The organism is Leifsonia sp. 21MFCrub1.1 (assembly GCF_900107895.1).
In the GTDB taxonomy this organism is placed as follows: domain Bacteria; phylum Actinomycetota; class Actinomycetes; order Actinomycetales; family Microbacteriaceae; genus Leifsonia; species Leifsonia soli.
On the sequence record NZ_LT629867.1, the window covers coordinates 1150794 to 1175381 of the forward strand.

General features: G+C 72.1%; 22 protein-coding genes, 1 tRNA gene and 1 pseudogene. 15 read left to right on the top strand and 9 right to left on the bottom strand.

Going from position 1 to position 24588, the window contains the following annotated elements; genetic code table 11:
* Genes BLW09_RS05410 through BLW09_RS05420 form a run of 3 tightly spaced genes read right to left on the bottom strand, consistent with a single transcriptional unit; the run spans position 1 to position 3139 of the window.
* Positions 1–1047: a FecCD family ABC transporter permease gene (locus tag BLW09_RS05410; RefSeq protein WP_231947080.1), complete on the bottom strand. Its 1047-nt coding sequence runs from the start codon at positions 1045–1047 to the stop codon at positions 1–3.
* Positions 1044–2123: a FecCD family ABC transporter permease gene (locus tag BLW09_RS05415; RefSeq protein WP_089909466.1), complete on the bottom strand. Its 1080-nt coding sequence runs from the start codon at positions 2121–2123 to the stop codon at positions 1044–1046. The genes BLW09_RS05410 and BLW09_RS05415 overlap by 4 nt, the downstream gene beginning before the upstream one ends.
* A 5-nt stretch (positions 2124–2128) precedes the next feature.
* Positions 2129–3139 (bottom strand): iron-siderophore ABC transporter substrate-binding protein, encoded by a 1011-nt coding sequence (locus BLW09_RS05420; protein ID WP_231947082.1) that lies wholly within the window; start codon positions 3137–3139, stop codon positions 2129–2131.
* Between the two features lie 486 nt (positions 3140–3625).
* Between BLW09_RS05420 and hisS the strand changes: the two genes are divergently transcribed.
* The 7 genes from hisS to BLW09_RS05455 all read left to right on the top strand — a co-directional run bounded on the left by hisS (position 3626) and on the right by BLW09_RS05455 (position 10630).
* Complete coding sequence (gene hisS, locus BLW09_RS05425) at positions 3626–4918, top strand: histidine--tRNA ligase (protein WP_089909472.1); 1293 nt, start codon at positions 3626–3628, stop codon at positions 4916–4918.
* A 64-nt stretch (positions 4919–4982) separates the two neighbouring features.
* Entirely contained in the window at positions 4983–6263 is a 1281-nt protein-coding gene (gene eno / locus BLW09_RS05430) for a phosphopyruvate hydratase (RefSeq protein WP_026307240.1), read from the top strand.
* Between the two features lie 91 nt (positions 6264–6354).
* Positions 6355–6618 (top strand): hypothetical protein, encoded by a 264-nt coding sequence (locus tag BLW09_RS05435; protein ID WP_231947084.1) that lies wholly within the window; start codon positions 6355–6357, stop codon positions 6616–6618.
* 108 nt (positions 6619–6726) lie between these two features.
* On the top strand, positions 6727–7260 hold the full coding sequence (locus BLW09_RS05440) for an FtsB family cell division protein (RefSeq protein ID WP_089909475.1): 534 nt from the start codon (positions 6727–6729) through the stop codon (positions 7258–7260).
* A gap of 4 nt (positions 7261–7264) precedes the next feature.
* On the top strand, positions 7265–7780 hold the full coding sequence (locus tag BLW09_RS05445) for a DUF501 domain-containing protein (RefSeq protein ID WP_089909478.1): 516 nt from the start codon (positions 7265–7267) through the stop codon (positions 7778–7780).
* A gap of 21 nt (positions 7781–7801) precedes the next feature.
* Positions 7802–9175, top strand: coding sequence for a S8 family serine peptidase (locus tag BLW09_RS05450; RefSeq protein ID WP_089909481.1), 1374 nt, complete (start codon positions 7802–7804; stop codon positions 9173–9175).
* A 39-nt stretch (positions 9176–9214) separates the two neighbouring features.
* Complete coding sequence (locus BLW09_RS05455) at positions 9215–10630, top strand: NAD(P)/FAD-dependent oxidoreductase (RefSeq protein ID WP_089909486.1); 1416 nt, start codon at positions 9215–9217, stop codon at positions 10628–10630.
* A 170-nt stretch (positions 10631–10800) separates the two neighbouring features.
* Here the strand turns inward: BLW09_RS05455 and BLW09_RS05460 are convergent.
* A tRNA-Leu gene (locus tag BLW09_RS05460) sits at positions 10801–10874 on the bottom strand.
* Positions 10875–11252: 378 nt separating this feature from the next.
* Between BLW09_RS05460 and BLW09_RS05465 the strand changes: the two genes are divergently transcribed.
* Complete coding sequence (locus BLW09_RS05465) at positions 11253–11630, top strand: YchJ family protein (RefSeq protein WP_089909489.1); 378 nt, start codon at positions 11253–11255, stop codon at positions 11628–11630.
* Positions 11631–11652: 22 nt separating this feature from the next.
* Here BLW09_RS05465 and BLW09_RS05470 read toward each other — a convergent pair whose 3' ends face one another.
* Positions 11653–13977, bottom strand: coding sequence for an Ig-like domain-containing protein (locus tag BLW09_RS05470; protein ID WP_089909492.1), 2325 nt, complete (start codon positions 13975–13977; stop codon positions 11653–11655).
* 192 nt (positions 13978–14169) lie between these two features.
* On the opposite strand from BLW09_RS05470, the gene BLW09_RS05475 reads away from it, so the two are divergent.
* The 4 genes from BLW09_RS05475 to BLW09_RS05490 are packed head-to-tail and all read left to right on the top strand — an operon-like array spanning position 14170 to position 18732.
* A complete protein-coding gene (locus BLW09_RS05475) occupies positions 14170–14871 on the top strand; it encodes a TetR/AcrR family transcriptional regulator (RefSeq protein ID WP_089909495.1) in 702 nt (233 codons plus the stop codon).
* On the top strand, positions 14868–16124 hold the full coding sequence (locus BLW09_RS05480) for an MFS transporter (protein ID WP_089909498.1): 1257 nt from the start codon (positions 14868–14870) through the stop codon (positions 16122–16124). The genes BLW09_RS05475 and BLW09_RS05480 overlap by 4 nt, the downstream gene beginning before the upstream one ends.
* Positions 16124–17422, top strand: coding sequence for an alanine racemase (locus BLW09_RS05485; RefSeq protein WP_089909501.1), 1299 nt, complete (start codon positions 16124–16126; stop codon positions 17420–17422). The genes BLW09_RS05480 and BLW09_RS05485 overlap by 1 nt, the downstream gene beginning before the upstream one ends.
* Positions 17419–18732 (top strand): D-arabinono-1,4-lactone oxidase, encoded by a 1314-nt coding sequence (locus BLW09_RS05490; RefSeq protein ID WP_089909503.1) that lies wholly within the window; start codon positions 17419–17421, stop codon positions 18730–18732. The genes BLW09_RS05485 and BLW09_RS05490 overlap by 4 nt, the downstream gene beginning before the upstream one ends.
* Before the next feature lie 121 nt (positions 18733–18853).
* Here the strand turns inward: BLW09_RS05490 and BLW09_RS05495 are convergent, their stop codons facing one another.
* Positions 18854–19738, bottom strand: a complete 885-nt coding sequence (locus BLW09_RS05495; RefSeq protein WP_089909506.1) for a M48 family metalloprotease — start codon at positions 19736–19738, stop codon at positions 18854–18856.
* 7 nt (positions 19739–19745) lie between these two features.
* A complete protein-coding gene (locus tag BLW09_RS05500; RefSeq protein ID WP_089909508.1) occupies positions 19746–20312 on the bottom strand; it encodes a LemA family protein in 567 nt (188 codons plus the stop codon).
* A gap of 164 nt (positions 20313–20476) precedes the next feature.
* Between BLW09_RS05500 and BLW09_RS05505 the strand changes: the two genes are divergently transcribed.
* The 3 genes and pseudogenes from BLW09_RS05505 to BLW09_RS05515 all read left to right on the top strand — a co-directional run bounded on the left by BLW09_RS05505 (position 20477) and on the right by BLW09_RS05515 (position 22739).
* Positions 20477–21175, top strand: a complete 699-nt coding sequence (locus BLW09_RS05505) for a TetR/AcrR family transcriptional regulator (protein WP_231947086.1) — start codon at positions 20477–20479, stop codon at positions 21173–21175.
* A gap of 11 nt (positions 21176–21186) precedes the next feature.
* Positions 21187–21712 (top strand): annotated as a pseudogene (locus BLW09_RS19330) (ABC transporter ATP-binding protein); the annotation flags it as partial.
* 292 nt (positions 21713–22004) lie between these two features.
* Complete coding sequence (locus tag BLW09_RS05515; RefSeq protein WP_089909515.1) at positions 22005–22739, top strand: ABC transporter permease; 735 nt, start codon at positions 22005–22007, stop codon at positions 22737–22739.
* 108 nt (positions 22740–22847) lie between these two features.
* Here the strand turns inward: BLW09_RS05515 and BLW09_RS05520 are convergent, their stop codons facing one another.
* Together BLW09_RS05520 and BLW09_RS05525 are read right to left on the bottom strand one after the other, a co-directional pair.
* Positions 22848–23303 carry a hypothetical protein gene (locus BLW09_RS05520; protein ID WP_089909518.1) on the bottom strand — a complete coding sequence of 152 codons (456 nt, stop codon included), beginning with the start codon at positions 23301–23303 and terminating at the stop codon, positions 22848–22850.
* Positions 23300–24529 carry a winged helix-turn-helix domain-containing protein gene (locus BLW09_RS05525; RefSeq protein WP_089909521.1) on the bottom strand — a complete coding sequence of 410 codons (1230 nt, stop codon included), beginning with the start codon at positions 24527–24529 and terminating at the stop codon, positions 23300–23302. The genes BLW09_RS05520 and BLW09_RS05525 overlap by 4 nt, the downstream gene beginning before the upstream one ends.
* Positions 24530–24588: the final 59 nt, after the last annotated feature.

Consider the following 24588-nt stretch of genomic DNA (forward strand, 5'->3'; position numbering starts at 1 on the left):
TCAGCCTCCACGGCCGATGCGGTTGGTCCTGGCGAGCAGCCAGAGCAGGGCGGGGGCGCCGACGATCCCGGTGACGACGCCGACCGGCAGCACGACCCCGGGCAGGGCGAACTGGGCGACGATGTCCGCGACGACGAGGATGAGCGCGCCGAGGAGCGCCGACGGCACCAGAGCCAGCGACCCGCGGCCGAGCAGCCTCCGGGCGATCGGCGCCGCAAGGAACGCGACGAAGGAGACGGGGCCGGCGACGGCGACCGCGAGCGCGGCGAGGGCGACGGCCACCGCGACCACGAGCAGACGGGTGCGCTCCGGCCGCACGCCGAGGCCGGCGGCGAGGTCGTCGCCGAGCGACAGCGCGCCGAGCGGGCGGCCGATCAGCAGGGCGCACGGGATGAGCACGGCCGTTCCGATGCCGAGCACCAGCAGCGCCGCCGGGTCGACCGAGTTGAGGCTGCCGGTGATCCAGACCAGCGCCTGCTGCACATCGGAGATGTCGGCCCGGGTGAGCACGTACGAGACGATCCCGGCGCTGAAGGCTGCGATCCCGATCCCGATCAGCACGAAGCGATAGCCGCTGACGCCGCGCCGCCACGCCAGCAGGTAGATCAGGGCGGCGGCGACGAGGGTGCCCGCGAGCACGACGGCCGAGAGCGCCGGCCCGGTCAGCCCGAACCAGATCAGCGCGACGGAGCCGGTGGCGCTCGCCGCAGCGGTGATGCCGATGATGTCCGGGCTCGCCAGCGGGTTGCGGGCGACCGACTGGATGAGCGCACCGGACATCCCGAGGCACGCCCCGACCAGGGCGCCCGCGACCAGCCGCGGCAGGCGCAGCTCGAGGATCACGAACGACGTCAGCCGGTCGGCCCGGCCGATCAGCGCGGCCAGCACGTCCGCCGGGGCGACCGCCGCTGCCCCCAGGGTGAGCGAGACGGCGGCGACGAGCACGACGAGCAGCGCGAGCACCAGCGACACCCGGAGTGCGCGCGAGCGGCCGCGCCGACGGTCGGCGCGGACGTCGGCACGGGCCGCCTCGATCGTCCCGCTCACAGGCTCACCAGCCGCCGGCGCCGCACCAGCGCGATGAACACCGGAGCCCCCACGAACGCCAGGACGACGCCCACCTGCAGCTCTCCGGGCGGGGCGACGACGCGGCCCAGGATGTCGCAGGCGAGCAGCAGCGCCGGCGCGGCCACCGCGGAGTACGCGAGGATCCAGCGGTAGTCCGCGCCGACCACCCGCCGGGCGATGTGCGGGACGATGAGGCCCAGGAACGCGATCGGGCCGACCGCCGCGGTGGCGGAGCCGCAGAGCAGCACGATCGCGACGCCGCACAGGGCACGGGTCACGCCGACCCGCTGCCCGAGGCCGCGGGCGACGTCGTCGCCGAGGGCGAGGCCGTTGAGCAGCCTCCCGAGACCGAGCGCCAGGATCGCGCCGGCCGTGAGCGTCGGCAGGACTTGCCACAGGACGCCGAACCCGCGGCCCGCGAGCGACCCGACCTGCCAGAACCGCATGGCGTCGAGCGATGTCCGGCTGGTCAGCTCCACCGCCGTGATCAGGGAGCCGAGGGCGGCGGAGACGGCCGCCCCCGCGAGCGCCAGCTTGACCGGCGTCGCGCCCTCGCGCCCCAGCGACGACACGGCGTAGACGAGCGCGGAGGCGAGCGCCGCCCCGGCGAACGCGAACCACAGGTACCCCGACGGCGACGTGACGCCCAGCACGGCGATCGCGACGACGACGGCGAGCGACGCCCCGAAGTTCACGCCGAGGATGCCGGGGTCGGCCAGCGGGTTGCGCGACAGTCCCTGCATGACGGTTCCCGCAAGCCCCAGACCGACTCCGGCCACGAGCCCGAGCAGCGTGCGGGGGAGCCGGCTGTCCACGACGACCAGGGAGTCCTGGTCGGTGCGGTCGTAGTGCAGCAGGGCGTGGACGACATCGGCCGGCGCGATGGTGCGGGCGCCGACCATGAGGCTCAGCACCGCCACGACCGCGAGCAGGACGGCCGCGACGGCGAAGCCCGCGAGCAGGCGGCGGCGCCGGGCGCGCGGGGACGACCCCGCGCGACCGGCCCCCTGCCCGCCCGGGATCCCGGCGGCAGGCGCGTCGACGCTCGCGGACACCTGCTCTACTTGACCTTGTCGGCGGCCTTGGCCAGCTCGGGCACGTAGCGGTCGAGCATCCACGGGATGCTGAGCACACTGGGCGCACTGGTGGCGGCGACGAACGACTCGCCGACGATCGGGGCGAAACGGCCGTCCTTGATGGTGGGCATCGCGGCGACGAGCGGGTCGGAGGTGAATGCATCCACCGACGACTGCTTGTCGAAGTACATGACCAGGAGATCGGTGTCGATCTTCGACAGGTTCTCGTAGCTGAGCTGGTAGAAGAAGCTCCCGTCGCCCTTCGAGGAGTCGAGCGCGGCGATGCTGGCGGAGTTCTTCAGTCCCAGGTCGTTGAGGAGCTGGACGCGCGGGTCCTCCGCGCGGTAGACGTTGAGCTTGCCCGGCTCGTTGGCGGCGGCGTAGAAGAACGTCTTGTCCTTCAGCACGGGGTACTTGGCGGCCAGCGCGGCCACCGAGTCCTCGGTCTTCGCGACCAGGGCGTCGGTCTCCTTCGTCATGCCGAGCGCCTTGCCGACGATGGCGGTCTGGTCGCGCCAGCTCGTCGCCCACGGCTTGTCCGGGTACGCGACGACCGGGGCGATCTTGCTGAGGGTGTCGTATTCGGCCTGCGTCAGGCCGGAGTACGGCGCGAGGATGACGTCGGGCTTGGCCGTGACGAACTGCTCGAACGGCACCTCGCCGCTGTCGGCGTCGATGATCTGCGGGGTCTTCCCGCCGAGCTCCTTGATGCGGTCGGCATCCCACGGCAGCACGCCGTCGCTGTCGCCTCCGTAGCTGAACGAGGGCATGGCGACCGGGACGATGCCCAGCGCCAGCACGATGTCCTGCGCGCCCCATCCCCAGGTCGCGATCCGCTTCGGCTTCTCGTCGATCGTCGTGGAGCCGAGGGCGCTCTTCACCGTGACCGGGAAAGAGCCGGAGTCGGCGCTCGAGCTGCTCTGCGCAGCCGATCCGCCGGCGCTGCAGCCGGTGAGCACGAGGGCGGCGGAGGCCACGATCGCGGAAGCGATCACGGCAAGACGCGACCGGCGGCGGGCACGGGGGACAGGCAGCATGGTTCTCCTCGGGAGGGGATGGGATGGGCGGCTGCCGACGACACGGTCGGCGCGATGTAAGGCAAGCCTAACCTAATCCGGATGACGGAACCAAGACCCGTCGTGAGCGCCGGGCGCGCGGCCGCGAGACGTGCGGCAACGCAGCAGCGCGCGGATGGCCGGCAGCGCGTCCGCCCGGTTCAGGTCTCCATTCGGGTGAGACGGCGCCTCGCGGCGGCGCGCTCCTGGTGGTCGGCGGACGCGTTGTCGGCCTGTGTCTGGCAGCGAGCAAGCGCCGTGGTCGGACGGATGCGACTCATGCCAGGTCCTGTAGTGAGGACACCACCGAGCCCCGCACAACGGCGCGGCCTCAGGGTGGCAACGGGGGGAGTTTACGCCGGAGCGGCGGGCGTGCACCATACCCGGAATCGGCGCCTCGCCGCCCCGTCATGGAAGAATCGAGCCATGGCCACTCCGATCACCCCGCCCCGCGGCATGCGCGACTTCCTCCCCGCTGAGAAGGCCCGCCGCGAGCATGCCCTCGGGGTGATCCGGCGCAGCTTCTCGGCGCACGGGTTCGATGAGATCGAGACCCCCGTCGTCGAAGACGTCGAGCGCCTGCACTCGGGTCTCGGCGGCGACAACGAGAAGCTCTCGTTCAGCATCCTGAAGCGCGGCCTCGACGGCGACGACCTCACCGCGGCGATCGACTCCGGCGACCTGCTGAGCCTCGCCGACCTCGGCCTCCGGTTCGACCTGACGGTGCCGCTCGCCCGCTTCTACGCCACGCACCGGGCCGAGCTGCCCCCGGTGTTCCGCAGCATCCAGATCGCCCCGGTGTGGCGGGCCGAGCGTCCGCAGAAGGGCCGCTACCGGCAGTTCGTGCAGTGCGACATCGACATCATCGGCGAGGCGTCGCAGCTGGCCGAGGTCGAGCTGATCACCGCGACGGCCGCCGCGCTGGAGGCCCTGGGGCTGACGGACTGCACGATCCGCATCAACGACCGGCGCATCCTCAACGGGCTGCTCGAGTACTGCGGCTTCGACGAGACGCGCTGGCCGCAGGTGCTCATCTCCATCGACAAGCTCGACAAGATCGGCGCAGACGGCGTCGTCGCCGAGCTCGCCGAGGGCGGGGCGGACGCGGCGGCCGTGCTCGGCGGCATCCTCTCCGACCTGGAGCCGCACCTGGCCGACGGCGGCGTCGAGCTCACCGTCGAGGCGATCACGAGCATCCTCCCCGAGGGGATGGACACCGACGCCGTCGCGGATCTGGAGGCGCTCGCGCACGCGCTCGACACCCTCCCGCCCGGCGTCGCGCTGCGGTTCGACCCGACGCTCGTTCGCGGAATGGGCTACTACACCGGCACCATCTTCGAGATCGCGCACCCGGGCTCGGGGAGTTCGGTCGGCGGCGGCGGCCGCTACGACGGCATGATCGGCCGGTTCCTCGGCACCGACGTGCCGGCCGCGGGGTTCTCGATCGGCTTCGAGCGGGTCGTCGACCTGATCGAGGTGCCCGAGGACGCCTCCGCGGAGTCCGTCGTTCTGGTGTACGACCCCAGCGTCCCGCTCGACCGTCTCGTCGCCATCAAGTCGGAGCTGATCGCGCGCGGCCACCGGGTCCGCCTGGACCGCCGCGCCAAGAACCTGAAGGCCGTGCTCGACCGCGCGGCCGCGGCGGGCTTCCGCTCCTTCGCGTTCGTCGACGCGGACACGGCGGACGCCGCCGCCCTCCAGGTCAAGCCGCTGAACTGACCGGCTCACCCGGCATCACTAGACTGACGTCGTAATCCCACGAAAACCACGCAAGGAGACAGTTGTGGCTGCAATCGAAGCTGTAGGCGCTCGCGAGATCTTGGACTCGCGCGGCAACCCGACCGTCGAGGTCGAGGTGCTCCTCGAGGACGGCACGGTCAGCCGTGCCGCCGTCCCGTCCGGCGCGTCCACCGGGGCGTTCGAGGCCTACGAGCTGCGAGACGGCGACAAGGAGCGCTACCAGGGCAAGGGCGTGCTGAAGGCCGTCGACGCGGTGCTCGACGAGCTCGGCCCGGCCATCGAGGGCTTCGAGGCCTCCGAGCAGCGCCTGGTCGACGAGGCCCTCATCGACCTCGACGGCACCGACAACAAGAAGCGCGTCGGCGCGAACGCCATCCTCGGCGTCAGCCTCGCCGTCGCGAAGGCCGCAGCCGACTCGGCCGACCTGCCGCTGTTCCGCTACGTCGGCGGACCGAACGCGCACGTCCTGCCCGTCCCGATGATGAACATCATCAACGGCGGCGCGCACGCCGACACGGGTGTCGACATCCAGGAGTTCATGGTCCTCCCGCTCGGTGCGGAGACGTACTCGGAGGGCCTCCGCTGGGGCGTCGAGACCTATCACTCGCTCAAGGCGCTGCTGAAGTCGAAGGGGCTCAACACCGGCCTCGGCGACGAGGGCGGCTTCGCCCCGGAGCTCGAGCACAACCGTGCGGCGCTCGACCTGATCTCCGAGGCGATCGAGAAGGCGGGCTTCACGGTCGGCCGCGACATCGCCCTCGGCCTCGACGTCGCATCCACCGAGTTCTTCGAGAACGGCGTGTACCGCTTCGAGGGCCAGGAGCGCACCGCCGCCGAGATGAGCGCCTACTACCAGGAGCTCGCGGCGAACTACCCGCTCGTCTCCATCGAGGACCCGCTGGCCGAGGACGACTGGGAGGGCTGGGCGCACCTCACCGCCGAGCTCGGCACGAAGCTGCAGCTCGTCGGCGACGACCTGTTCGTCACCAACCCGAAGCGCCTCGCCGAGGGCATCACGAAGCACGCGGCGAACAGCATCCTCGTCAAGGTCAACCAGATCGGCACCCTGACCGAGACGCTCGACGCCGTGTCGCTCGCGCAGCGCAGCGGCATGACCGCCGTGCTCTCGCACCGCTCCGGCGAGACCGAGGACACCACGATCGCCGACCTCGCCGTCGCCACGAACGCCGGCCAGATCAAGACCGGCGCCCCGGCCCGCTCGGAGCGCGTCGCCAAGTACAACCAGCTGCTCCGCATCGAGGAGGAGCTGGGCGACGCCGCCGTCTACGCCGGCCGCAGCGCGTTCCCGCGCTTCACCGCGTAACGCCTGGCCGCGAGGTGCTCGTAGATGCGCCCGCGCGCGGCGTGTCGCGCGCCACTGCGAGCACCTCGCGGGGCGAGGGTAGGGTGCTGGGGTGCGGATCGAGCAGCTCATGCGGACCGAGTCGGAGGTCGTCCCGCTCGTCCTGTTCCTGGCGCTCGCGGCGCTCTTCGCCCTGCTCGGGCTGTTCCTCGTGCTGCGGCCGGGCCGGAGCGCCGAGTTCTTCGCCGATGAGGATGCGCACCGCCGGTTCCGCGCACGCGACGTGCGGGCGCTCGGCGCGGTCTTCCTCGTCGGCGGCGGCGCGCTCGTCGCGCTCGGCGCCGTGCGTCTCGCGGGCATCCTGACCGCCGGCTGAGCGCATCCCGACACCCCGTGCCGCCACGGGCCGCGGGGATGCGATCGCCTACGATGGGAGGGGGCCGACCGGTCCCGATCCGTCAGCAGCATCCCACCCGGAGGGCTCATGCCGAAGCCGCGCACGCAACGCGTCCCGGTGCGCATGTCCCGCCCGAGCGGCACCGGCCGATGGCTGCGCCAGCTGCACTTCTCGGCGTTCTCGCTGGTGATGATGGGCGTCCTCGTGGTCGCCGTCCTCATCCTCGCGCCGACCGTCCAGGCGCTCATCGCGCAGCGCCAGCAGATCGCCGACCAGCAGCACGCCGTCGATCAGCTCGCGGCCCAGGTCGACACCCTCACCGACCAGCGGGCGCGCTGGAACGACCCCAGCTACCTGCGCGCCCAGGCCCGCGACCGGCTCTACTACGTCATGCCCGGCGAGGTCAGCTACCTCGTGATCGACGACCGCCCTCCGGCGGCGAAGCAGGACACGACCCCGGTCAGCTCCAAGCTGGTGAAGACGCAGACCGACTGGGTCGGCTCGCTGTTCGGCTCCTTCATGGGCGCCGGGCTGACGCAGGCGACCCCGCAGCAGCTGAGCGGAACCCCGGCCCCCGACCCGACGGCTCCCGCCACCGGGTCGCCCACCCCGAAGAAGTAGCGCCATGACCAGACCCCCGTTCGACCCCGTGACCGACGAGGACATCGCCGTCGTCTCCGAGCAGCTGGGCCGCCCCGCGCGCAATGTGGTCGGCATCGCCGCACGTTGCGTCTGCGGCCGCCCGACCGTGGTCTCGACCGCGCCGCGCCTGGACGACGGCACGCCGTTCCCGACCTTCTACTACCTGACGCATCCCGCCGCCACCGCGGCCATGTCCGCGCTCGAGGCGACGCAGGTGATGGCGGAGTACAACGACCTACTCGCGGAGGACGACGACGTCGCGACCGCCTACCGCGCGGCGCACGAACAGTACCTGGCGGACCGCAAGTCCATCGCCGTGGTGGAGGAGATCGCCGGCATCTCGGCCGGCGGCATGCCCTCCCGTGTGAAGTGCCTGCACGCCCTCGCCGCGCACGCCCTCGCCGCAGGCCCGGGCGTCAACCCGATCGGCGACCTGGCGCTCGCCCGCGGCGACTGGTCGCCCGCGGTCTGCGAGTGCCGCATCGACGTCGCCGGGTAGGGGTGCACGGTGGGGAACCGGATGCGGCGATCGGCCGCGCGTGAGCCCGACGGGGCGGGGCGCGGCGGGGAGGCGCCCGTCCGTCGTCGCGGCCCGCGTCCGCCTGCTGCCGCACGCCGGGTCCGCCGCCTCGCCTCGGTCGCCGCTGTGGCCGCCATCGCCGTCGCCTCCGCCCTCGTCCCGGTCACGGTCGCCCACGCCGACCAGGTGCGCGACCTCGAGTACTGGCTGAACGACTACGGCTTCACCCAGGCCTGGAAGACGACCCGCGGCGCGGGCGTGAAGGTCGCCGTGATCGACACGGGCGTCGACGGCTCCGTGCGCGACCTCGCCGGCGCGGTCGTCGGCGGCACGGACGTCTCGGGCGTCGGCGCCGCCTCCGGGCAGAAGCCGCTCGGCGATGCGGAGAGCGCCGACCACGGAACGTGGGTCGCCTCCCTCCTGGCCGGCCGGGGGACCGGACCGGACAGCGGCGTGCTGGGGGCGGCGCCGGAGACCGGCATCCTCACCGCCTCCGTCGCCCTGGGGAAGGCGATGGGACCGGTCGGCAGCGACGAGCAGATCGCCGAGGCCGTCCGCTGGGCGGTGGACAACGGCGCGTCCGTGATCAACATGTCGCTGACCCGCAACACGCTCGACTGGCCCACCAGCTGGGACGACGCCTTTAAGTACGCCTTCGCGCACGATGTGGTGATCGTGGCCGCCGCGGGCAACCGGGGGAGCGGTACCAGCGAGGTCGGGGCGCCGGCGACCATCCCCGGGGTGCTCACCGTCGCGGGTGTCGACCGGGCGGGCAAGGCGAGCTTCGACGCGTCCGCCCAGGGCATCACGATCGGCGTCTCGGCGCCGAGCGAGCAGCTCGTCGGCGCGAGCCCCGGCGGAGGGTACGTGCAGTGGGCGGGCACCAGCGGTGCGACGCCGCTGGTCGCGGGAGCCGTCGCCCTGGTGCGCGCCGCGCATCCCGAACTGAAGGCCCCGGATGTGATCGAGCGCATCATCCGCACGGCCAGACCTGCCGGCGGGGCCGTTCCGAGCCCCATCTACGGCTACGGCCTGCTGGATGCCGCAGCCGCGGTGACGGCCTCCGTCCCGCACGTCACCGCGAACCCGATGGGCGATCTGGGGGACTGGATCCGCATCCACCGCCGGGCGGAATCGCCGTCGACGCCGGCGCCGTCGACCCCCGCTCCCGGCGGGGATCCGCAAGCAGCGCCCGTCCCGGCGAAACTGACCCCCGAGCGCGCGCTACCATGGAGTCGGTTCTTCTGGCCGCAATGGAGCGTCCTCACCGCATTCTGGCTGCCATTCGGTCTGATCGCCGGCTTGCTCGCTCTCGTCGCCCTCGGCGGCGTCGGCGCGTGGCTGCATTTCAGGCGGATGCGCAGCAAGGAGTAATGTAGGCCCAAACTTATCGGTTAGAGGAGACGCATCACTGTGCCCAAAATCCTGATCGTCGGCGGCGGATACGCCGGCTTCTACACCGCGTGGAAGCTCGAGAAGCAGCTCCGCCCGGGCGAGGCCGAGGTCACCATGGTCGACCCGCTGCCGTACATGACGTACCAGCCGTTCCTGCCGGAGGTCGCTGCCGGCTCGATCGAGCCGCGTCACGCGGTCGTCGCGCACCGCCGTCACCTCAAGACCACCAACATCATCACCGGGAAGGTCACGTACGTCGACCACGCCCGCAAGGTGGCGACCATCCAGCCGCCCGTCGGCGAGGCGTACGAGTTCGAGTACGACATCGTCGTGGTCACGGCCGGCGCCGTCTCGCGCACGTTCCCGATCCCGGGTGTCGCCGACCAGGCGGTGGGCCTCAAGAACATCGAGGAGGCTGTGTACATCCGCGACCAGCTCCTCACCAACTTCGACAAGGCCGCCGGGCTGCCCGCCGGCCCGGAGCGCGACCGCCTCCTCACCGTCGTGGTCGTCGGCGGCGGCTTCGCCGGCATCGAGATCTTCGCCGAGCTGCGCTCCTTCGCCAGCTCGCTGCTGAAGCGGTACCCGGAGCTGTCGTTCGAGGACACGCACTTCCACCTGATCGAGGCCATGGGCCGGATCATGCCGGAGGTGTCGCTCAAGACCAGCCACTGGGTGATCAAGAACCTCGCGGAGCGCGGGGCGCAGATCCACCTGGAGACCCAGCTCACCAGCGCGGTGGACGGCGTCATCCAGCTGTCGACCGGCGAGAGCTTCGAGACCGACCTCATCGTCTGGACCGCCGGCGTCATGGCGAACCCGACGATCGTGCGTCACACCGACCTGCCGATCGAGGAGCGCGGCCGCCTCCGCGTCCGCGCCGACCTCCGTGTCGGCACCGACGAGGAGATCATCGAGGACGCCTGGGGCGCCGGAGATGTCTCGGCCGTCCCCGACCTGACCGGTGCCGGCGTCGGCGGCTACTGCGTGCCGAACGCCCAGCACGCCGTGCGCCAGGGCAAGCTGCTCGCGAAGAACATCGTGGCGTCGCTGCGCGGCGAGCTGCCGCGCCAGTACTACCACAAGAGCCTCGGCGCGGTCGCCGGCCTCGGCGTCGGCGTCGGCGTGCTGCAGTCCGGCAAGATCGCCATGAAGGGCGTCATCGGCTGGCTCGCGCACCGCGGCTACCACGGCCTGGCCATGCCGTCGTGGGAGCGCAAGTGGCGCGTCATCTGGGGTTGGTGGAACAACTTCTGGCTCGGACGCGACATCGTCTCGCTCGAGGCCGTGCAGCACCCGCGCGCCGGTTTCGAGGAGTTCGCCGCCCGACCGAAGCCGGCCGTCGAGGCCGCTCCGGAGGAGCCGGCGAAGAAGGCTCCCGCCCGCAAGAAGCCCGCTGCCGAGAAGCAGCCGGCGGAGGTCACCGCGAAGTAGTTCGCGGAGCGAACACCGCGAAGGCCCGGCCCCCGAGGGGGCCGGGCCTTCGTCGTCGTGCGTCTTGCCAGCGTCGGAGATCCGCCTCCGATCGGCCCGGATCTCCAACCGCACCGCGGTCCGTCGGAGATTCGAGCCGCTTTCTCCGACGCAAGCGGGAGCCTGTCGAGTACCCCCAGTGGGACTCGAACCCACACTCGGGCGAGTTTAAGTCGCCTGCCTCTACCGATTGGGCTATGGGGGCCGATGGTGCGGCGGGCGGCGACCGGACGGCCGCCGGACGGGTCTAGCGGTCGCGGTACGGCGACTTGACCATCTGGACGATCGCGGCTGTGGCGATCCCGCCGCCGACGATCACGACGAGCCAGATGAATCCGATGAGCAGACCTTCCATGCCGTCAACGCTACACCGTTGCCGCCGCGTGCCGCTTCTGCGAACTCCTTCAGCAGTTCCGGAGCCGTTCTCCAAGCTTCCGCGGCACACTGCTCGCAGACACCCTTTCTGGTGAGGTGTCCCCGGTCCGGCCGGTGCCCGGGATCCCCCGACGCGGGCGCTGGCCGGGCCTCCACCACGCACGTGCGAAATGGCGAGTGGATGTCCGACCCCGGTTAGGCTCGACGCGTGACCACCCGGTGCCCCTGCCTGAGCGGCGAGACGTACGACGCCTGCTGCGGTCCGCTGCACCGCGGCGAGCCTGCCCCGACCGCGGAGCGGCTGATGCGGTCCCGGTTCAGCGCGTTCGCCCTCGGCGACGACGCCTACCTGCTGCGCAGCTGGCATCCCTCCACGCGGCCCGCGACGCTGGAGCTCGACCCGGGCCTCCGCTGGTACCGCCTCGACATCGAGCGGACGGAGCGCGGCGGCCCCTTCGACCGGGACGGCGTCGTCGAGTTCGTCGCGCACTACAAGGGCACCGAACGCGGGAGCCTGCACGAGGTGTCCCGGTTCGTGCGAGAGGGACGCGACTGGTTCTACGTGGATGCGCTGAGCGGGTCCTGAGACCGGGTCGCGGCAGAGCGCGCTACGGCACCGTCCGGTCGAGCGCGGGCGCGACGTAGCGCTCCCACAGCCACACCGCGACGCTCGCCGCCGCGAACCCGGCAGCGACTCCCACGATCGCGATCACGCCGACGCCCCGCTCGACGAGGGAGGCGACCGGCAGCAGCAGCGCGAAGAGGACGGTGTACACGACCAGGCTCAGTCCGCCCCAGAGCCAGCGCGACCACTGCGCGACCGCGCGCCCCGCGAGGCCCCCGAGGGGCAGCAGCATGACCGCGGCCGAGCCGATGCCGATGAGGGCGATCGCGTTGACGAGCTCGACCAGGAAGGCGCTGAACGCCCCGGTGGGAGTCGCGAGCAGCCCGACGGCGAGCCAGGCGAGCACGCCCAGGGCCGCGACGGCCGAGATCTGAACCGCGGCGATCCGCCCGCGCCGCGCGCGCCCGGCGTGCGGCGCCATCGACAGCCCGAGCACGAGCGCGAACAGCAGCGCAGGCGACAGGCCGAGCAGGCGCGAGCCGAAGGCCGCGACCGCGACCACCACGAGCAGTTCCGGCCGCACGACGATCCGCGGGGCCGGGAGGCGGAGGTGCGGCGCGATGCCGCGCCCGGCGAGCACCCACACGGCGTTCACGGCGGTGACGGCGATCCCGATCGCGAGCAGCACCCGCAGGTAGGCGCCGGGGTCGGAGAGCGGAGTGGAGAGGGTCACCAGCACCGCAGCGGCGGCGCCGACCACGGGTGCGAGCCAGCGCGGCTGCGGGGCACCGGATGACGTCGTCGTGGTGTCGGCCCCCGCTCCCGACCGTGCAGAGCCCGACGCGCGCTCCGATCGAGCGGCCGCGCCGAACAGGGCGGACGCCTCCGAGACGTCCGATCGCGGCCGGTTGCGGCCGAAGACGGACACGCCGCGGCGGCGCTCGCGCTCTGCGCGGTCGGCTCGGCCGCGGGCGAGGGCGGCGGTGAGCAGCCGTGCCGGCAGGACCAGCAGGAGCAGTGCGGCGATGGCCAGGCCGGCAGAGCGCATCCACCCGGGCAGGGAGGCCGCCGTCACGACCGGGGCCGAGGCGTTCGAGAACGGTGTCGCGATCCAGCCGCGGGTGTCGGGATGGAGCGGCCCGGTGCCGGATCCGCCGCCGGCGGCAGGCGGGGCGGGCACGGCCGGGGTCGGCGTCGGGCTCGGCGTGCGCGTCGGCGACGGCTTCGACGGGGCGGTCGCGCCGGCGACGCTGAGCGCGACGGCGTTGCTGCCGCCGCTCACGTTGCCCGCATCATCCCGTTGCAGGGCGGAGAGCGTGTATGCGCCAGCGGGGAGGGCGCCCTGGCACGCCCACGCGCCCGCGGCGACATCCGCCGTGCACACCACCGTCGTGCCCTGGGAGGTCGTCGCGTAGAGGGTCACGTGCGCGCCGGACTCTCCGGTCCCGCCGAACGCGACGGTCTCGCCGGCGCGGGCCGAGGCGCCGCTCGGCGGCGAGGTGATGCCGGGAGCAGCGGGCGCCGTGCGGTCGACGTCGATGGTGACCCGGCCGCTGACGGCGGACGACTGGGAGGAGAACGGCGCCGTCTGCGTCGCGCTCACGGTGTGCTGTCCGTCAGGGAGCGAGCCGGTGAGCACGCACGCCCAGGCCCCGTTCGCGTCGGCGGGGAACGTGCAGCTCGCGCCCGTCTCGGCCGTCACGGTGACGCTCGCGCCCGGGTACGCGGTGCCCCGGATGCTCCCGCTGGTCGCGACGACGCCGCTTCCGGCGATCACCGGCGGGTGGAGCACATCCACCCGCGTGCTGTCGGAACCGCTGCGGGTGGACTCGGCACGGACGGGGACGCCCTCACCATCGGGAAGCGAGGCGAGCGAGCAGCGCCAATCGCCGTCGTCGTCCACCGTCGCCGTGCAGCTCTCCGCCGCGCCGGGGGAGGAGCCCGCGGAGACGGAGACGGTGTCCTGCGGGGTCGCTGTGCCCGAGACGGCCAGAGGGAAGCTGCGCACCAGGTCGGGAAGCCGGTCGATGCTCACCGGACGCGGCGTGGGGGGCGGCGTCGGCGTGCCCGACGGCGTCCCCGTGTCCGACGGCGCGACGGCGGACGGCGTGGGTATGGCCGCTGGGCGCGCGGAAGCGGACCCCGGCGCGAGGCCGGTGCCGGTGAGGAGGGAGGCTGCAGCGGACAGGGCTGCGGTGGTGGAGACGACTGCGGTGGTGCCGGATGCTGCGGTGGAGCCGGATGCTGTGACGGCGGACGTCGATGTGCCGGGTGGCGGTGGTGACGCGGCGGCCGGGGGAGCGGTGCCGATCAGGCCGGCCGCGCTGAGGAGGAGGACGGCGAGCGCCGTAGTGGCAGCGGTGCGCACCAGTCGGTTCGACCCCCGTGGCCGGACTGGTGGTGACACGTCGCTCGTAAATCCCCGCATTCCACCCCATTCCAGGGGGTGGCGGCACGACGTGTCAAACGAATCGCCGGTATTTACGGCATACTGTGATCTGGGTCAACTGTCCCACTTTCTCCCGCGCGACGGCGCGCGGGCGGAGCCCGAGGAGTCCGGATGACGCGCATCCCGGTCGCAGACCGTCGCACCGCCCTCGTCCAGGCTGCCCTCCGCGTGATCGCCCGTGACGGTGTCGCCGCGGCGACGACGCGCCGGATCGTCGCGGAGGCCCGGATGCCGTTGGCCAGCTTCCACTACGTCTTCGCCTCCCGCGACGAGCTGATGGCCGAGCTGATTGAGACCGCCGTCGGCAGCGAGCAGACCGATGTCGCCCCCGCGCTCTCCGTCGACGCGGCGCACGGGGGGATGCGCGACGCCATCCGCGCCGGTCTCCAGCACTACTTCGACGGGGTGCGCGCCGATCCCGGCCGCGAGAAGGCGATGCTCGAGCTGACCCAGTGGGCGCTCCGCGAACCGGGTTTCGAACCGCTCGCCCGGCGCCAGTACGCGCGCTACCACGAGGTCGCCGCGCAGGCCGCCGCGGAGACCGCCCGGCTCGCCGGACACGAGTGGACGCGTCCCCTCGACGAGATCGCCCGCATCCTCGTCTCCTTCACCGACGGGCTCACCGTCGGCTGGCTGGTCACCGGCGACGACGCGGCGGCGGCCGCCGTGATGGATGTGGCGGCCGATGCCCTCGTTGCCCTCGCCGTCCCGTCGGGCGCCGGCGCCGGTGCCGACACCCCCGCCGCCGACGCCCCGCACCACCGCACGACGCACCACACCCCCGCCCCCTCGACGAACGCAGGTGCACGATGACGAACACGACGACGCCGGCGGTCTTCGCCGAGCCGGTGCGCAAGGTCCCCGGGCGGTGGATCGCCGCCTTCGCCGTCGCCTGGCTGGGGGTGTGGATGGCGCAGCTGGCGCCCATCCAGAAGCTGCTTCCCGACCAGGTGCAGGCGCAGCTGCACTCCGACTCGTGGGTGGACAACGTCATCGCCTTCGGGGTCATCTCGGGCATCTCCGGCGTGTGTGCCATCGTCGCCTACCCGCTGACCGGCGCGCTGTCCGACCGCACAACGAGCCGGTTCGGCCGGCGCCGTCCGTGGATCGCCGCCGGGGCCGTCGTCTTCGCGGTGTCGCTGGTGCTGCTCGGGCTGCAGACGAGCATGGTCGGGATGGGCGTGTTCTGGTCCCTCGCGCTGACCGGCTTCTGCATCCTCACCGCCGCGCTCACCGCCACGATCAGCGACCAGGTGCCGGTCGACCAGCGCGGGTACGTCAGCGGCTGGATCAGCGCCCCGCAGGCGATCGGGATCATCCTCGGCGTCGCCCTGGTCACCTACGTCTTCGTCGGAGCGTTCGTCGGATACACGGCGATGGCCGTGCTCCTCGTGGTTCTCGTCCTGCCGTTCCTGTTCCTGCCCGACGCGGTTCTTCCGGCGGAGCTGCGGGAGCGGATGTCGTTCCGCGGTGTCATCGAGGGGCTGTGGATCAGCCCGCGCGAGCATCCCGATTTCGGCTGGACACTGCTCAGCCGCGTGCTCGTCAACTTCGGCAACGCGTTCGGCACGTCGCTGCTGCTCTACTTCCTCGAGTTCGGGCTGCGCGACCCGAACGCCGACGACGACCTCCTCATCCTCATCCTCGTCTACATGGTGTTCGTGATCGTGGCGTCGCTCGTGCTCGGCCGCCTCTCCGACCGCCTCGGCCGGCGCAAGGCGTTCGTCTTCGCCTCCTCCGCCGTGCAGGGCGTCGCCGCGCTGCTGCTCGCGTTCGTCCCGCAGCTGTCTGTCGCGATCGTCGCCGCCGCGCTGCTCGGCATCGGCTACGGCTGCTTCCTGTCGGTGGATCAGGCGCTCGCCACCCAGGTGCTGCCCGACCCGGAGAGCCGCGGAAAGGACCTCGGCATCATGAACATCGCCCTCGCCGTTCCGCAGGCGGTCGCTCCGCTGTTCGGCGCGATGATCGTGGCGGCGCTGGGCGGCTTCGCCGGCCTGTTCGTCCTGTCGGCCGTGTTCGCGTTCGCGGGAGCGCTCGCGGTCGCCCGAGTGAAAGCGGTGCGCTGATGAGCGACCTCGACCTGTCCACGCCACCGGCCCCGGCCGAGCGGACCTGGACGACGCCCGACGTGTTCTGGCCGTCGCTGTCGGCGGCGACCGCCCGGCTCGACCCTCCGCTCGCGGTCCTGCACCTGCCGGCGCTGCGGCACAACGCGCACGACCTGCTGCGCCGCGCGGCCGGGGCCGCCGGGACCGACCGGCCGACGAAGGCCATCCGGGTCGCCTCCAAGTCGGTGCGCGTGCGCGCGGTGATGGATGCCGTGCTCGCCCTTCCCGGGTACGCGGGCGTCCTCGCGTACACCCTCCCGGAGGCGCTCTGGCTCGCGGAGGGGGACGCGGAGCACCCGCCGATCGAGGACGTCGTCGTCGGCTACCCGACGGCCGACCGTGCCGCGATCGCCCGGCTCGCCGCCTCTCCGGAGCTCGCCGCCCGCGTGACGCTCATGGTCGACTCGGTCGCCCACCTCGACTTCATCGACGCGGTGGTTCCGCCGGCGCAGCGCGAGACCATCCGGCTGTGCCTCGAGCTCGACTCCTCCTGGTTCGCCCCGGTGCTCGGGCACGTGGGCGTGTTCCGCTCGCCGCTGCACTCGGCCACGGCGGTGCGGACGGTCGCGGAGGAGATCGCGCGGCGTCCGGGCTTCGCCCTCGTCGGGATGATGGGCTACGAGGCCCAGATCGCCGGCCAGGGCGACAACCCGCCCGGCAAGCCGGCCTGGGGTGCGACGCTGCGGTGGATGCAGAAGAACTCCCGCGACGAGCTCCTCGGCCGCCGTGGAGAAGCGGTCGCCGCCGTTCGCCGGATCGCGGACCTCGAGTTCGTGAACGGCGGTGGCACGGGCTCCATCGAGTTCACGGCCTCCGACGAGTCGGTGACCGAGATCGCGGCGGGCAGCGGACTGTTCGGCGGCCATCTGTTCGACACCTACCGGGCGTTCCATCCGGCGCCCGCCGCCTCCTTCGCGCTGTCGGTGGTGCGCCGGCCGAACGCCGGGACGGCGACCCTGCTCGGGGGCGGCTGGATCGCCTCCGGCCCTCCCGGTCCCGACCGCATGCCGAAGGTCGAGTGGCCGACCGGGCTGAGCATGGTCGCCCGCGAGATGGCCGGCGAAGTGCAGACCCCGCTCACCGGGGCGGCGGCCGGCGTGCTCCGCATCGGCGACCGGGTCTGGCTGCGGCACACCAAGTCGGGGGAGCTGAGCGAGCACGTCGACGGCTTCCAGCTGGTGGACACGGTGGACGGGCGGGCCCGCGTCGTCGGGGAGGCCGCCACCTACCGCGGCGACGGGAAGGTCTTCCTGTGACGGCGGTCGGCGGCCTCTGGCGCACGTGGGGGCGGACGGAGGCGGTGCGCCCGCAGCGCGTGGAGCGGCCGGCGAGCATCGACGCCGTGCAGCGCGCCGTGCAGGCGGCGAACCGGACCGGGATGCGCGTCAAGGCGGTCGGCGCGGGACACAGCTTCACCGGCATCGCCGTGGCGCCCGGCGTGCAGCTCGACCTCGAAGACCTGAACGGCATCCGCGACGTCGACCTCGAACGCGGTCGGGTGACGCTGCTCGCCGGCACGCACCTCCACCAGCTGCCGCGGCTGCTGCGCCCCCACGGCCTGGGGCTGGAGAACATGGGCGACATCGACCGGCAGACGATCGCAGGAGCGACATCCACCGGCACGCACGGCACCGGCGGATCGTTCGGCGGCCTGGCGACCCAGATCGTCGGCCTCACGCTCGTGACCGGGACGGGCGAGCTGCTGCACATCGACGAGACGGAGAACGCCGAGCTGCTGCCCGCCGCGCGCCTCGGGCTCGGGGCGCTCGGCGTCATCGTCGACATCACCCTGCAGTGCGTTCCGGCCTACCTGCTGCAGGCGGTCGAGCGACCGGAGCCGCTGCAGGCCACGGTGGAGTCGTACCTCGAGCGCTCGGCGGGGGAGGACCACTTCGAGTTCTACTGGTTCCCGCACACCGAGACGGCGCTCACCAAGACCAACACCCGGCTGCCGCTGACGGCCGAGCGCAAGCCGCTTCCGCGCGCCGGCCGCTGGGTCGACGACGAACTGCTCGCCAACGGCCTGTACCGGGGAGTGTGCGCGCTCGGGACGGCGGCGCCCGCCGTCATCCCGCCGTTCAGCCGGCTCGCGCAGCGCCTGACCGGCAACCGCGACTTCACCGACCACGCGCCGCGGGTGTACGTCACCAACCGCACGGTGCGCTTCCGCGAGATGGAGTACGCGCTGCCGCGGGAGGCGGTTCCGGAGGCCTTCGGCGAGGTGAAGGCGCTCATCGAGCGACGGGGATGGCGCATCTCGTTCCCGATCGAGGTGCGGAGTGCGGCGGCCGACGACAACTGGCTGTCGACGGCGTACGGACGCGAAACCGGCTACATCGCCGTGCACCGCTACTACCGGGAGGATCAGCGCGAGTACTTCGCGGCGGTCGAGGAGATCATGGTCGCCCACGACGGACGCCCCCACTGGGGCAAGCTGCACGGCAGGGATGCGGAGTCGCTGCGCGCGACCTACCCGCGCTTCGACGACTTCCTCGCGGTCCGCGACCGTCTCGACCCGGACCGCCGCTTCGAGAACGCCTACCTCCGCCGAGTCCTCGGCCCCTGACCCCGTCCCGTCCCCGTCACGTCCCAGGCACTCCGCCGAGTGGTGACCTGATGCCGCAAACCGACTCCCGAAGCGGCAACGACTCACGACTCGACGGCGACGGGCCGCCGGAGGAGCGGCGTTAGAAGCTGCCGCCCATTTCCTGGAGGCGCTCGACGCGCTGCGGGATGGGCGGGTGCGTCGAGAACAGGCGCGCCATGAGGCCCGGCTTCAGCGGGTCGTTGATCCACAGGTGGGCCATGGACGAGTTCTGCTTCTGCATCGGACGGCCGTACGCCTCCAGCTTGAGCAGCGCGCTCGCCAGCGCATCCGGGTGACGGGTCGTCATCGCGCCGGTCGCGTCGGCGAGGTACTCGCGCTGGCGCGACACGGCCAGCTGCACGAGGGTCGCCACCAGGGGAGCGACGATCGCGGCGATCAGGCCGAACACCAGCACGACCGGGTTGCCTCCGCCGTTGTTGTTGTTCCGGTTGCCGCCGAAGAACGCCATGCGCAGGAAGATGTCGGCGATGAAACCGATCGCGACGGTCAGGCCGAACACGATCATCCCGAGCCGGATGTCGTAGTTGCGCACGTGCCCCAGCTCATGCGCCATGACGCCCTCGAGCTCGGCGTCCGTCATGATGTCGAGCAGCCCCGTGGTCGCAGCGACGGAGGCGTGCTCCGGGTCACGGCCGGTCGCGAACGCGTTGGGGGCCGGGTCGTTGACGATGTAGACGGCCGGCATCGGCGTCCCCGTCGTGATGGACAGGTTCTCGACCACGTTCCAGAGCCGCGGATTGTCGGCCTTCTGGATCGGGATCGCGCCCGACATGCTCAGCGCCTGACTGCTCGCCAGGTAGTACTGGAAGAGCGCGTAGAGCACCGCCCCGATGAGCACGACCACGAGGATCGTGTAGCTCTGGTAGATGACCGACGCCAGCCATCCGAGCGCACCGATGAGGACCAGGAACAGCAGGATGATGAAGACGGTGTTGCGCTTGTTCCTGGCGATCGCCCTGTACATCTAGGCCCTAGAACTGGACGCGCGGAGGCTCGGCGATCGCGGCGAGGTTCTCGACCTCGAAGAACTCGCGCTCCGTGAAGCCCAGGCGTCGGGCGAACAGGTTGTTGGGGAACACCTTGATCTTGGTGTTGAACTCGCGCACTCCGCCGTTGTAGAACCGGCGGGACGCCTGGATCTTGTCCTCGGTGTCGACCAGGTCGGCCTGCAGGCGCAGGAAGTTCTGGCTCGCCTGCAGCTGCGGGTAGGCCTCGGCCACGGCGAAGATGCTCTTCAGCGCGGTCTGCATGTGGTTCTCGGCGACCGACGCCTCACCCGGCGTCTGCGCGGACAGCGTCTCGGCGCGGGCCTTCGTCACCGACTCGAAGACGCCGCGCTCGTGCGCGGCGTATCCCTTGACCGTCTCGATGAGGTTCGGGATGAGGTCGGCGCGGCGCTTCAGCTGCACCGTGATGTCGCTCCACGCCTCGTCGACGCGGACCTTGAGGGTGACCAGCGAATTGTAGGTGGCCCACAGGTAGATCCCGATGATCGCGACGATCACGACGACGATGATGACCGGAATGAGCCATTCCATGTTCGCAGAACTCCTTGTGTGCCAGGCGCCGGGACGAGCAGGTGCGCAGACCTCATCCTAGCTTCGGCGGAGCGCGCTCCCACTGCGTTCTCATCACACTCGAAGCAAGCGCATCGGCCGTGGACAGCATCCTCGCGCGGGCTCGCGGAGGGCAGAATGGGGCCGTGAGCGAAGCAGTGACGCGGCGTCGTCCCGGACGGCCGCGGAAAGAGCGGGGAGAGGCGTCCGCGCGCACGTCGATCATGCGGGCCGCGGCGGAGGAGTTCGCCGAGCGCGGGTACGAGGCGGCATCACTGCGCGCGGTGGCGCGTCGTGCGGGCGTCGACCCGGCGCTCGTCCACCACTACTTCGACGACAAGGCGGACCTGTTCACGGCGACCCTGGAAGCGCCGCTGCGTCCCGACCGCGCGCTGGACGTCATCCTCGCCGGCTCCCGCGACGACGTCGGCGAGCGATTGGTCGGCTACCTGCTGGAGCGGCTGGACGACGAGAAGTCCAGCCGCCGCATGGTCGTCATCCTGCGCACGGCCCTCAGCTCGGGCCCCGGCACGCGGATGGTGCGCGAGTTCCTGCTGCGCGAGGTCCTCTCGAAACTGGCGGGTCTGGTCGGGGGAGAGGATGCGCAGCTGCGTGCCGAGCTCGCCGCCAGCCAGCTGGTGGGCCTGATGATGACGCGGTACGCCCTCCGGGTCGAGCCGATCGCCGGCGCACCCCGCGACGAGCTGGCGCGCCGGGTCGGCGCGGTCGTGCAGTGGCACCTGTTCGGAACGGTGGGCGGTCAGCCGGTGGCCGCTCCCGCCGATGCGGACGAGCCCCGCGACGCGCACGAACCTCTTGACGCAGAGGGTGCTTCAGGCGAATAATTCATCGCATGATGAATTCGCGGCGAGCGTCCGCGGACACGGGCGACGACGCCCTCACCGATGCGATCGTCATCGCGGGGCTGCGGGTGCGACGCGGGCGCACCGACGTCCTGCACGGACTCGACCTCAGCATCCCGCGCGGTCAGGTCGTCGGCCTGCTCGGGCCGAGTGGATGCGGCAAGACCACGCTGATGCGCGCGGTCGTCGGGGTGCAGAAGGTGAAGTCGGGCACCGTGACGGTGCTCGGCGAGCCGGCGGGGACGGCGGCGCTCCGCCACCGCGTCGGCTACGTCACGCAGGCGGCCAGCGTGTACGACGACCTGACCATCCGCCAGAACCTCGAGTACTTCCGCCGGGTGCTCGGCGCGAGCCGCGCCGACGTCGACCGCGCCATCGCGGCGACCGACCTCGACGAGCACGCCGGCCGGCTGGTCTCGACCCTGTCCGGCGGCCAGCGCAGCCGCGTCTCGCTCGCCGCCGCCCTGCTCGGCTCGCCCGACCTGCTGGTGCTCGACGAGCCGACGGTCGGGCTCGACCCGGTGCTCCGCGTCGAGCTGTGGACGCTGTTCCACCGGCTCGCCGAGGCCGGAACCAGCCTCCTGGTCTCCAGTCACGTGATGGATGAGGCCAGCCGCTGCGACCGTCTCATCCTGATGCGCGACGGCGCCGTGCTCGCGGATGCGACGCCGGCCGAGCTGCTCGCCGAGACGGGGGCCGACGATGCGGAGGGCGCGTTCCTCGCCCTGCTGCGGCGGCACCGCGCCCGGCACGCGCTGCCGGATGCGGAACCGGACGCGGAGCCGGAGCCAGGGACGGAGGTGGATGCGCCGTGAACCCCACGCGCACACTCGCGACCGCGGGTCGCGTGCTCACCCAGATCCGCCATGACCCGCGCACCGTGGTGCTCCTCCTGGTGGTGCCCGCGCTCCTCATCGGCCTCGTCGCGTGGATCTTCACGGACACGCCGGTGTTCCAGACGATCGGCCCGGCCATCCTGGCGCTGTTCCCGTTCATCGTGATGTTCCTGGTGACCTCCATCACCACCCTGCGGGAACGGAGGACGGGCACCCTCGAACGCCTGCTGTCGATGCCGCTCGGGCGCAGCGACTTCATCCTCGGCTACACGCTCGCCTTCGGCGTTCTCGCGGTGGTGCAGGCTCTGATCGCTTCGGGGTACGCGCTCTGGGTGTGCGGGCTCGACGTCGCCGGCGACCCGTGGCTGCTCGTCGCCGTCGCGGTGACGGACGCCGTGCTCGGCAGCACGCTCGGGCTCTTCGCGAGCGCGTTCGCGCGCACCGAGTTCCAGGTCGTGCAGTTCATGCCGCTGCTCGTGTTCCCGCAGATCCTGCTCGGCGGGATCTTCCTCCCGCGCGACCAGCTCCCCGCCGGGTTGCAGGAGCTGAGCGACTGGCTGCCCCTGTCGCACGCGGTGGATGCGCTCAACGCCGTGGCCACCGACTCCCACGACGCCGCCTACGTGGGAGGCCAGCTCCTCATCATCGGGGCGTTCGCGGTCGCCGCCGTCGTGTTCGGCGCCCTCACCCTGCAGCGCCGCACCACATAACCCCGGCCTGGGACCCCCGCCCGCGGCGCGAGTGCGCTCTCCCGGAACGTCTGCGGGTGCGCGCGCACCCGCAGACGTGACGCAAGCCCGCACTCGCGGCCCGGCGGATCAGACGGTGGCGGTCGCGTCCTCGTCGGGCTCGGGCAGCTCCGCGGTGCCCGTGTAGCGGTAGCGGACGCGCGTGCCGGTGGCGGGCTCGTCCAGGAGGTGCCACTCGGTGCCGACGTTGTCGCCGTCGCCGATGATCGAGACGTCGCGGATGACGTCCTTCGGCTTCCCGTCGACGAACGACTGGATGACCTCGGCGTAGACCTCGGAGTCCGGGTTCAGCAGAACGGCGATGTAGTGGTCCGACTCCCGGACCTCGCGCGCCGGCACCCACAGCCGCTCGTCGAACTGCACCAGCGTGCCGCCGTCGGCGGCCGCGTGCGGCTTGACGCCGGTCACGATCCCGTCGAGCCAGGTGTCGCCGTCGTGGTACGCGTACAGCTCGCGCATCGGCGTCTCGTAGTCGGCCTCGTCGGCCCCGTCCTGATCCAGGTAGTCCAGCGGTGACGTCGTCATGCCCCGAACCTTACCCCGGGCCGCAGCGCGTCCGCGAGGAGCGGCGCGAGGTCGCCGCGCGCGCCCTCGGCCACCTCGACCCGCTCCAGCCCCTGCCACGCGGCCGTCGTCTCCAGCAGCGGGAGGAGCCGGTCGATCGTCGCGGGGGGAGCACCCGGCTCCGTCCAGGCGGACTGCACGCGCAGAACGCCCGCCTGCCGGTCGCTCTTGAGGTCGATGCGCCCGACCAGGGCGTCGTCGAGCAGGATCGGCAGCGAGTAGTAGCCGTACACGCGCTTCGGCGCCGGCGTGTAGATCTCGATGCGGTAGTGGAAGCCGAACATCCTCATGGCCCGGTCGCGGTACCAGACCACCGGGTCGAACGGCGACAGCAGCGCGGCCGCCTCGACCCGGCGGGGCTTGCGCGCGTCGCGGTGCATCCACGCGCGCAGCGGACGCCCGGCGCTCTCCCACCCCGGCACCTGGACGGGCACGAGCTCACCCGCGTCCTCCAGCTCCTGCAGGGCCGTCGCGACGCGCGGGCCCTTGATGCGGTAGTAGTCGGCGAAGTCGCGCGCCGTGCCGATCCCGTGGGCGACCGCCGCCCGGCGCAGGAGCTCGCGGATCGCGTCCTCGTCGCTCACGGTCTGCTCCAGCACGCTCGCGGGCAGCACGTCGGTGGCGAGTCCGTACCGCCGCTGGAACCGGGTGCGCCCGGCGATGGCCACCTCGCCGAACAGGAACATCCGCTCCAGGGCGCGCTTCACCTCCGACCAGCCCCACCACGGGCCGGTGCGGTGATTCGCGTCGTGCTCGATCTCGCCCGCGACCAGCGGACCGTTCGCGGCGAGCTCGCCGCGCAGCCACTCCACGGTGCTCTCGTTGACCTCGAACCAGCTCCCCGGTCCGCCGTACCGGGCGCGATAGGCGCGCATCCGCCAGGCGAACAGCGGCCAGTCCTCCGTGCGCAGGAAGGCGGCCTCGTGCGGCCAGTACTCGGTGTACGGGCCGCGAGCGTCGAAGGTCAGCCGGTCGAGCAGGGTGCGGTCGTAGGCGCCGAGCCGCGCGAACGCGGGGAGGTAGTGGCTGCGCTCGAACACGTTGACCGAGTCGATCTGCAACAGCCGCAGGCGGTCCATCAGGCCGTTGAGCTGGCGCGTCCCCACGGTCTCGGGATGCGGCCGGCCGAAGCCCTGCGCGGCCAGGGCGATGCGACGTGCGAGTGCGGGGGAGACCTGTTCGACCACGCGACGACCCTATCGACAACCCCGGACACCGGACGTTCACCGCTGCGTCACCGGTACGC